The following is an 8,305-nucleotide window of genomic DNA, read 5'->3' as shown; positions in this document are numbered from 1 at the left end:
GGTACTGCAGGGGGGACCCTGTGGGAGAGTAGGACGCCGCCGAACAATTCTTCTGAGAAGCCCCGCCCGGGGACACCGGGCGGGGCTTCTCGCATTTCCAGAGGGGAATCACAGGATGCGTGGAATGCGGTGGGGTGCGGCTGCAGTCGGGCTGTTGACCGTGCTGGCGGGGTTGGGGTTGCGGGCGGCCGCCACCGGAGTGGTGGCGAAGTACGGCGGTGATGCGCTGTACACCGTGCTCGTGTACGTGCTGGTGGTCCTGGTCGCGCCGAAGGTGAGGCCGGGCAGGGCCGCTGTCATGGCGCTGCTGGTGAGTTGGGGCGTGGAGTTCTTCCAGATGACGGGGTTGCCGGCGCGGTGGTCGGCGGAGAGCACGGCGGCGCGGCTCGTCCTGGGATCGACCTTCAACGTGCCGGACCTGTTCTGGTACGCCGTCGGCGCGTGGTGCTGCTGGGTGATCCACCGGGGCTTCGTCCGTGGGTCGTGGCAGGATGCGGATCGCGACAGGGGAGGAGAACCGACATGAGTGGCCAGGTCTGGAGATTGACGCGAGGTACGGACCTCGTCGGCGAGATCGACATCGACGAGGCCGACTTCCCGTGGCTGGCGGGGACGTTCCGGCCGGGACCGGGTTACCCTGCGGTGGCTCCGTGGTTCGCCGAGACGCTCGCCCTGCTGGAGGCGGAGGAGTACGAGGAGCGGTTCGACGAGGCGTACGACCGGATCGCCGAGGCGCTGACGCTGGCCTCCCCGGACGGGCCGGTCGCGGAGTTCCTGCTGCACATCGACGGCGACCGGGCGTGGTTCCGTTGGAGCGACGAGCCGTTCGGTGACGACTGACGCGAAGGTTCAGGGGCTCGGCGGGTGCCGACCGGCGGGCGGGAGCCAGCTGGCCGGCAGGGTCTAGTGCCAGCCGGGGCGCCAGGCCGGCGGTTCCCGCAGGACGTCCTCCAGCGGGACACCGGTGAGCAGGCAGTCCAGGGCCCACCGGTTGGCGGAGTGCGCGATCAGCAGGACGCGGCGGCCGTCGTGCGCCGTGGCCAGCTCCAAGAGGAAGTCGGCGGTGGCCCGCACGACCTGACGGTAGCTCTGCCCGCCGGGGAAGGGTTCGTCCAGGCAACCCAGTCCGCAGGGCGGCGACGTACGCGGCGGGGCCGCCGTCCAGGTCGCCGTAGTGGCATTCGCGGAGCCGCCGGTCCCGGTGGACGGGCGGGCGGCCGTCGGGGAAGGCGATGGCCGCGGTCTCGACCGCCCGGTGCAGGTCGGAGGTGAACACTGCGGCGAATCCGCCGCCGCGTCGGCGTTCGCCGAGTTCGGCGGCCTGACGCCGGCCCAGGTCGGACAGCCGCCCCGGGAGCCAGCCGGTGGCGATGCCCGCCTCGTTGTCGGTGGTGGTGGAGTGCGACTCGTAGACGAGGTCGACGGCCATCCGGGTCCTCGGGGGAGAGCGGTCCGACGCGTGGTCCGACGGTGGTGTGCATCGTCGGCCTTCCCCGCGGCCGGGCCGGTCATGCCGGGCCGGTCATGCTGGGTCGGTCACGGCGGAGGGGGCGTCAGCGACCGGCGTTCAGCACGGCGTCGGCGATCTCCCGGACGCGGCCCATGGTGATGCCGGTGCGCTGCTCGACGGCGAGCGGGTGGTCGGTGGGCTCCAGCTCGATCCACGGGCGCTCGCCGACCGGGCGGGTGTGGACCCGGGTCTTGAGGTTGACGGTCGTCGGCCGGTAGACCGGGAGCTCGGTGGAGAACCATCCGAAGGCGGAGGGCTCGTTCTCGCGGCCCGGCTCGTCCCAGACCTCGACGGAACGGGCGTAGCTGCCCGCACTGAGCGAGACCCAGACGCCCCACGAGAAGACCTCGTCGCTGCCGATCACCGGCAGTTCGACCATGCCGCGGACGAAGAAGTGCTCGCCCTCGATGACGCACCGGTCGTCGGTCAGCAGGCTGTCCGGGTCCGTGGCGAGCGACCCGTCCCAGTGGACCGGTGCGGGGCTGGAGAAGTTCATCGGGACGTCGCCGTGTCGGCCGCCGCAGCAGGCGCAGGAGTAGCCGTGGTCGGAAGCCATGCCGGCGAGCATATCCGCAGGCCGGGCGGCCCGTGCCGCCGAGTCCGGCGCTGCGGGAACTCCGCCGGGGCTCGCGGGCGGTGGGACTCAGCTGCTGTGGGTGCCGTCGAGGGTCTCGCGGATGATGTCGGCGTGGCCCGCGTGGCGGGCGACCTCCTCGATCATGTGGAGGAGGACCCACCGGAGGTTGCGGTGGGCGAGCTTCGGCCAGGCGCACGGGGCGTCCAGGTCGGTGGCGGCGACGATCCCGCGGGCGACGGTGACCTGCTCCTCGTAGGACGCGACCCAGCGGGCGACGGTGTCGTGCTCGCCGAGGACGAAGTCGTCGTCCGCGCCGTTCTCGTCGTGCGGCCACTCGTCGGGGAAGTGCCGGCCGGCCAGGATCACCTGGAACCAGCGGCGCTCCCAGAGGGCGTTGTGCTTCAGCACTCCGAGCAGGGTGAGGGTGCTCGCGGTGGGGCCTTCCGGGCGTCCTCCTCGCTGACACCGTCGAGGGTGCGGAGCAGGGCGGCCCGCTGCTTGTCGAGGAACCCGCAGAGGGCGTCCCGCTCGGTGGCGGTGGAGAGCTGAGGTGTCGTCATGCGCCACGACCCTACCCAGGGCAAGCAGGGTCGTGGCGTCCGGTCCTGCTGGTCAGGGCGTTGCGGTGCCCCAGTTGGGGCGGCTCTCCCAGGTGTCGGCGGTCCGGGTCACGGGGGTGACGGCGGTGCCGTCCGGATGCATGGTGAAGATGTCGGCCTGGCCCGGGAGGGTCGCCTTGGCGAAGGCGATGGCGGTGCCGTCCGGCGCGTAGGAGGGGACGCCGTAGAAGACGTCGGGCGAGCCGGACAGCAGGGTGGTGGTGCCGCTGCCGTCGGGGTTGATCGTGTAGATGCCGCCTCCCGGGGCGGCGTCGGGGCCGGGCGGGTAGGTGGTGAAGACGATCCGGCTGCCGTCGGGCGACCAGTTGGCCCGGTCGCCGGCCCCCAGGTCCCAGGGGGTGAGCTGGCGGAGCCCGCTGCCGTCGCCGTTCACGATGAACAGGGCGCGGGAGTCGGAGGGCCGGCCCGAGTCGCCCGTCCGGAACGAGAACACCAGCCGGCTGCCGTCGGGGGACCACGCCGGGTCGTCGACGTCCCCGGCATAGGGCTGGTCCTGCGTGAGTGTGGTGAGCCGGCGGGGGTTCGCGCCGGTCGCGTCCATCACGTAGATGTCGCTGTACTGGATCTGGTCCGCGGAGGTGTCGAGGGCGCCCCAGCCGCGGCTGAAGGCGATGCGGCTGCCGTCGGGCGAGTACGCGGGGGCGCTCTCGTCCTCCACCGCGCACGAGGGATCGCCCTCCTGGCAGACGGCCGGCAGCTGCCGGGCGGCGGAGCCGTCGGGGGCGATGGTCCAGATCCGGGCGGTGCCGTTGGCGATGGTCCGGTCGAAGGCGATGGCCGTGCCGCCGGGCGACCAGTCGGGGTGGTCGTCCAGGGTGTTCGGATCGGGCTTGGTGACCTGGTGCAGCCCGCTGCCGTCGGGGGCCACGGTGAAGACCGCGCTGGTCTGCTTCTCGCTGTCGAGGTACGTCCGGCCGGCGATGAGGCCGTTGGTGCCGCTGCCGCCGTACAGGGGCGAGGGGGCGCCCTCGGGCCGGGGCGGGGGATCGGCGGCACAGCCCGGGAGCAGTGCGAGGGCGGTCAGGGCTCCGGCGGCGAGCCGGACGGTCGGTCGGGTGCGGCACAGCACGTGGATGGTCTCCGTCACCGGGTCGGCCCCCCGAAGCGGTCGAGCCCCCCCGCGAGAGCTGCCACTGTGTCAGATCGGGATATCCGTGCCGCCGCCGACACGCTCGCCGTGCGCATGCGACCGACCGCCCGGCGTACGGGACGAGCGGTTCGTACGCCGGGCGGCGGGGGGTCGGCAGGGTCAGTCGGACTCGGCCGCGCGCTCCGCCTTGGCGGCGGCCTCGGCGGCCTCCGCGGCCTCGGCCTCCTCCAGGGTGGGCGCGGTGCCGCCGAGGTGGGCCGGGACCCACCAGGTGTCGTCCTCGCCGGACGGCTTGGCGGGGTACTCGCGCTGGGCGCGGTCGAGCATCTCGCTCATGGCCGCGCGCAGCCGGCGGGTGACCATGACCGGCTTGTCCTGCGGGGTGAGCTCGATCGGCTCGCCGATCATGACGGTGATCGGGACGTGGCGCTTGGTGAGGGTCTTCGGGCGGCCCTTGGTCCACAGCTGCTGGGTGCCCCAGAGGATCACGGGCAGCAGCGGGGCGCCGGAGTCGGCCGCCATCCGCGCCGCGCCGGTCTTGAACTTCTTGAGCATGAAGGAGCGGCTGATGGTGGCCTCGGGGAAGACACCGACGATCTCGCCCGCGCGCAGTGCCGCGACGGCGGCGTCGTAGGCGGGCTGCCCGTCGGTGCGGTCCACCGGGATGTGCCGCATGCCGCGCATCAGCGGGCCGGAGATGCGGTGCTTGAAGACGTCGTCCTTGGCCATGAACCGGGTGAGCCGCTTGCCGCCGCGCCACGGGCCGAGGCCGGCGAAGATGAAGTCGAGGTAGCTGATGTGATTGCTCACCAGGACGGCGCCGCCCGTCGCGGGGACGTGCTCGGCTCCGACGACGGAGACGCGCAGGTCGAGCGCCTTGAACGCGGTCAAGGCGGCGCGGATCACCGGCGGGTACACGAACTCAGCCACGGTCAGCCCTACTTTTCGTCGGGCCTGATGCCCGGTCCGGCGGTACCCGGGTCGTCGGGGCCGACCGGCGAGGGCGCGGCACGCCGCGGCGGCCACGGGTGTTTCAGCCCGATGATCCCCCGAAGACGTGCCCGATGTCACGCGGCGGGGTCCGCGGGGCGGGAATCGGCGGCGAGGGCTACGTCACGTGAGAGCTGCGTCTCACCCGGGAACCCGCCGCCCGTGCCGCCGCCGACCGTCCGCCGGGGCGGCCGCCCGGCCGGCGCCGGAACGGCAGCGGGGCAGCCGCCCGGAGCTCTCAGGCGCGTACGCCGACCCGGTCCGTGCCGCGCCGCAGCAGCAGGTACGCCTCGCAGCCGAGGCAGTACCCGAAGACGGCGTTGAGGAAGGCCGCGGCCAGGGCGAGGCCGGTGGCGGCGAGGAAGAGCCCGTCGGCACCGGCGAGTGAGGCCAGGGTGCCGGCGAGCGCGAAGGCGAGGCCGACGGCCTGGGCGAAGCGTGGCGGCCGGGCGTCCTCCAGCTCCCGCGGCGGGGCGAGCCGGGGCCGGACGAGGACCCGGAAGAGCAGACCGTACGGCGAACGCTGCAGGCCGGCGAGGGCGCCGGTGGCGAAGACGGCGGCCTGCACGGCGAGCAGGATGCCGCTGCCGGTGATCAGGACGGCGGCGAGGACGGCGGAGGTGAGCGCGGCGGCGAAGCGCGGGCCGCGAGGGTCGATCAGCACGGAGGGGACTCCTGGGACGCGAACCGGTCGGGGACCTGGTCGGCCGTTCGGGGCGGCCGCGGTCAGCGACAGCGGGACGCGGTGGCCCGGCACAGGTCGACCACGCGGCGGGTGGTCAGCCGGGGCAGCCGGGGGCGGGACGGGTCCATCCGGCGATGGTAGGGCCCTCGGCGGCGACCGGTCGAGCGGTGTCCACGTGGTGGCGCGGGTGCCCGTGGGTGCGCCGCGCCTGCGGGTGCGCCGCGCCGGCTGCAGGGCGGGTGCGGTTCGGGCGGACCGGGAGCGGTGCGGGACACTGGTGCGGTGACCGGGTTGATGGTGTGCGGGGCGGTGCTGGTGCTGGCGAGCGCCTTCGGTCTGCTGCGCGCGCACCGGGACGGAAGGCTGCGGGTGAAGGGCGGAGCGGTGCGGCTGACGGCGGCGGACCTGGGCGGCGAACTGGGGGAACGGGCGACGCTGGTGCAGTTCTCGACTGCGTTCTGCCAGCCGTGCCGGGCGACCCGCCGGGTGCTCGCGGAGGTGTCCGGCATGGTCGAGGGCGTGGCGCACGTGGAGATCGACGCGGAGTCCAGGCTCGACCTGGTCCGCCGGCTGGACGTGCTGCGCACACCGACCGTGCTGGTGCTCGATGCGACCGGCCGGGTGATCCGCCGCGCCGCCGGGCAGCCGCGTCGGGCGGACGTCGTCGCCGCCCTCGGAGAGGCGGTCTGACCGGCCCGGACGGGCGGTCACGGGCGCGCCGATCGTCGTCGGCGTTGTCAAGACCTTCAATCTCACAGCGGATCTGCCGCCCGGTCAGGTGGTACGGGGCGCCGCCTGGGGCAGGATGGGCGCAGACGGCAGTGCAGCCGTCCCGGAAGCCTGCCGGGCGAGGCGTGCGGCGGCGGACGGGGCGCCACGTCCGGAGCATCGCAGCACTAAGCTACTCGCCAGTAGCCTGTTTGAGCTACTGGCGAGTATGCTGCCAGGAAGTTCCGGACGGGCACAGGAAGACGCGGCCCGCGTGCGGGCAGGAGCATGCGTTCCGCCCGACTGCACAGCCGCAGCCGCCGGACAGGACCAGTACAGGAGACAGGCCGTGAGCTTGAGGATCGTTGTCTGTGTGAAGTACGTGCCCGACGCGACCGGTGACCGTCGCTTCGCGGACGACACCACCACCGACCGGGAGGGCGTGGACGGCCTCCTGTCGGAGCTGGACGAGTACGGCGTGGAGCAGGCGCTGCGGATCGCGGAGGCCTCCGGGGACGCCGAGGTGACGGTGCTGACCGTCGGTCCGGACGACGCGAAGGACGCGCTGCGCAAGGCCCTGTCGATGGGTGCGGACAAGGCCGTGCACGTCAACGACGAGGACATCCACGGCTCGGACGTGATCGCCACGTCCGCGGTGCTGGCGAAGGCGCTGGAGAACACCGGCTTCGACCTGGTGGTGTGCGGCATGGCCTCCACCGACGGCACGATGGGCGTGCTGCCCGCGCTGCTCGCCGAGCGGCTGGGCGTGCCGCAGGCCACCCTGCTGTCCGAGGTGTCGGTCGAGGGCGGCGTGGTCAAGGGCCGCCGCGACGGCGACGCCGCGACCGAGCAGGTCGAGGCCGCGCTGCCGGCCGTCGTGTCGGTCACCGACCAGTCCGGCGAGGCCCGCTACCCCTCCTTCAAGGGCATCATGGCCGCGAAGAAGAAGCCCGTCGCCGAGCTCGACCTGGACGACCTGGGCATCGACGCCGACGAGGTCGGCCTGGCCGGCGCCTGGACCAAGGTCGCCGACATCACCGCCCGCCCGGCCCGCACCGCCGGCACCGTCGTCAAGGACGAGGGCGAGGGCGGCAAGCAGCTCGCCGCCTACCTCGCCGAGCAGAAGTTCATCTGAGCCCACCCCGACGCGCGCATCCAACGAACGATCAGGAGCAACGAATCATGGCTGAGATCCTGGTTCTCGTGGACCACGCCGACGGCGTGGTCCGCAAGCCGGCCCTCGAACTGCTGACCCTGGCCCGCCGGATCGGCGAGCCCTCCGCCGTCGTCCTCGGCGCCGGAGCGGCCGCCGCCGACATCGCCGCCAAGGCCGCCGAGTACGGCGCCGCCAAGGTCTACACCGCCGACGCCGACGAGTTCACCACCCGGCTCGTCGTCCCCAAGGTCGACGCCCTCACCCAGATCGCCAAGACCACCGGCGCCGCCGCCGTCCTGGTCACCTCCTCCGGCGAGGGCAAGGAGGTCGCCGCCCGCGTCGCGCTGCGCCTGGGCTCGGGCATCATCACCGACGCCGTCGACCTCGAGGCCGGCGACACCGGCCCCATCGCCACCCAGTCGGTGTTCGCCGCGTCCTTCCAGGTCAAGTCGACCGTGACCACCGGCACCCCGGTGATCACCGTCAAGCCGAACGCCGCCGCCCCCGAGCCGGCCCCCGCCGCCGGCACCGTCGAGCCGGTCACCGTCGCCCTCACCGGCAACGCCGCCACCGTCACCGCCCGCACCCCGCGCGTCGCCTCCGGCCGCCCCGAGCTCACCGAGGCCGCGATCGTCGTCTCCGGCGGCCGCGGCGTCGGCGCCGCCGAGGGCTTCACCGTCGTCGAGGACCTCGCCGACGCGCTCGGTGCCGCCGTCGGCGCCTCCCGCGCCGCCGTCGACGCCGGCTGGTACCCGCACACCAACCAGGTCGGCCAGACCGGCAAGCAGGTCTCCCCGCAGCTGTACGTCGCCGCGGGCATCTCCGGCGCCATCCAGCACCGCGCCGGCATGCAGACCTCGAAGACCATCGTCGCCATCAACAAGGACCCCGAGGCCCCGATCTTCGAACTCGTCGACTACGGCGTCGTCGGCGACCTCTTCACCGTCCTGCCCCAGCTCACCGCCGAGG

At 73.4% G+C, this 8,305-nt stretch carries 11 protein-coding genes and 1 pseudogene; 5 read left to right on the top strand and 7 right to left on the bottom strand.

Annotated features, from left to right (window positions below; translation table 11 throughout):
- Positions 1 to 115 precede the first annotated feature (115 nt).
- Positions 116 to 526 (top strand): DUF2809 domain-containing protein, encoded by a 411-nt coding sequence (locus IE98_RS0140960; RefSeq protein WP_052391608.1) that lies wholly within the window; start codon positions 116 to 118, stop codon positions 524 to 526.
- Entirely contained in the window at positions 523 to 840 is a 318-nt protein-coding gene (locus tag IE98_RS0140955; RefSeq protein ID WP_030277757.1) for a hypothetical protein, read from the top strand. Before IE98_RS0140960 ends, IE98_RS0140955 begins: the two co-directional genes overlap by 4 nt.
- Positions 841 to 903: 63 nt before the next feature.
- Here the strand turns inward: IE98_RS0140955 and IE98_RS43985 are convergent.
- From IE98_RS43985 to IE98_RS0140925, 7 genes and pseudogenes are all read right to left on the bottom strand, one after another.
- Positions 904 to 1,429: pseudogene (locus IE98_RS43985) on the bottom strand (histidine phosphatase family protein).
- Positions 1,430 to 1,553: 124 nt separating this feature from the next.
- Positions 1,554 to 2,066: a DUF2199 domain-containing protein gene (locus tag IE98_RS0140945; protein WP_078661708.1), complete on the bottom strand. Its 513-nt coding sequence runs from the start codon at positions 2,064 to 2,066 to the stop codon at positions 1,554 to 1,556.
- An 87-nt stretch (positions 2,067 to 2,153) separates the two neighbouring features.
- Positions 2,154 to 2,495 (bottom strand): DUF664 domain-containing protein, encoded by a 342-nt coding sequence (locus IE98_RS43980; protein WP_052391607.1) that lies wholly within the window; start codon positions 2,493 to 2,495, stop codon positions 2,154 to 2,156.
- Positions 2,489 to 2,647, bottom strand: a complete 159-nt coding sequence (locus tag IE98_RS49915; RefSeq protein ID WP_159401253.1) for a DUF664 domain-containing protein — start codon at positions 2,645 to 2,647, stop codon at positions 2,489 to 2,491. The genes IE98_RS43980 and IE98_RS49915 overlap by 7 nt, the downstream gene beginning before the upstream one ends.
- Before the next feature lie 52 nt (positions 2,648 to 2,699).
- Positions 2,700 to 3,794 (bottom strand): TolB family protein, encoded by a 1,095-nt coding sequence (locus IE98_RS0140935; protein ID WP_106976862.1) that lies wholly within the window; start codon positions 3,792 to 3,794, stop codon positions 2,700 to 2,702.
- 162 nt (positions 3,795 to 3,956) lie between these two features.
- Positions 3,957 to 4,727, bottom strand: coding sequence for a lysophospholipid acyltransferase family protein (locus IE98_RS0140930; RefSeq protein WP_030277752.1), 771 nt, complete (start codon positions 4,725 to 4,727; stop codon positions 3,957 to 3,959).
- A 298-nt stretch (positions 4,728 to 5,025) separates the two neighbouring features.
- Positions 5,026 to 5,451 carry a DUF4395 domain-containing protein gene (locus IE98_RS0140925; RefSeq protein ID WP_030277751.1) on the bottom strand — a complete coding sequence of 142 codons (426 nt, stop codon included), beginning with the start codon at positions 5,449 to 5,451 and terminating at the stop codon, positions 5,026 to 5,028.
- 303 nt (positions 5,452 to 5,754) lie between these two features.
- On the opposite strand from IE98_RS0140925, the gene IE98_RS0140920 reads away from it, so the two are divergent.
- The 3 genes from IE98_RS0140920 to IE98_RS0140910 all read left to right on the top strand — a co-directional run.
- Positions 5,755 to 6,162, top strand: a complete 408-nt coding sequence (locus IE98_RS0140920) for a TlpA family protein disulfide reductase (protein WP_043176335.1) — start codon at positions 5,755 to 5,757, stop codon at positions 6,160 to 6,162.
- 367 nt (positions 6,163 to 6,529) lie between these two features.
- Complete coding sequence (locus IE98_RS0140915; RefSeq protein WP_420706272.1) at positions 6,530 to 7,315, top strand: electron transfer flavoprotein subunit beta/FixA family protein; 786 nt, start codon at positions 6,530 to 6,532, stop codon at positions 7,313 to 7,315.
- 47 nt (positions 7,316 to 7,362) lie between these two features.
- Positions 7,363 to 8,305 (top strand): electron transfer flavoprotein subunit alpha/FixB family protein (locus IE98_RS0140910; RefSeq protein WP_030277745.1); only part of this gene is annotated, 943 nt, incomplete at its 3' end.

The sequence above is a fragment of the Streptomyces sp. NRRL B-24484 genome (genome assembly GCF_000717715.1).
In the GTDB taxonomy this organism is placed as follows: Bacteria; Actinomycetota; Actinomycetes; order Streptomycetales; family Streptomycetaceae; genus Kitasatospora.
The sequence above is the reverse complement of the archived record's forward strand: the minus strand, read 5'-3'. Positions and strand labels throughout refer to the sequence as shown.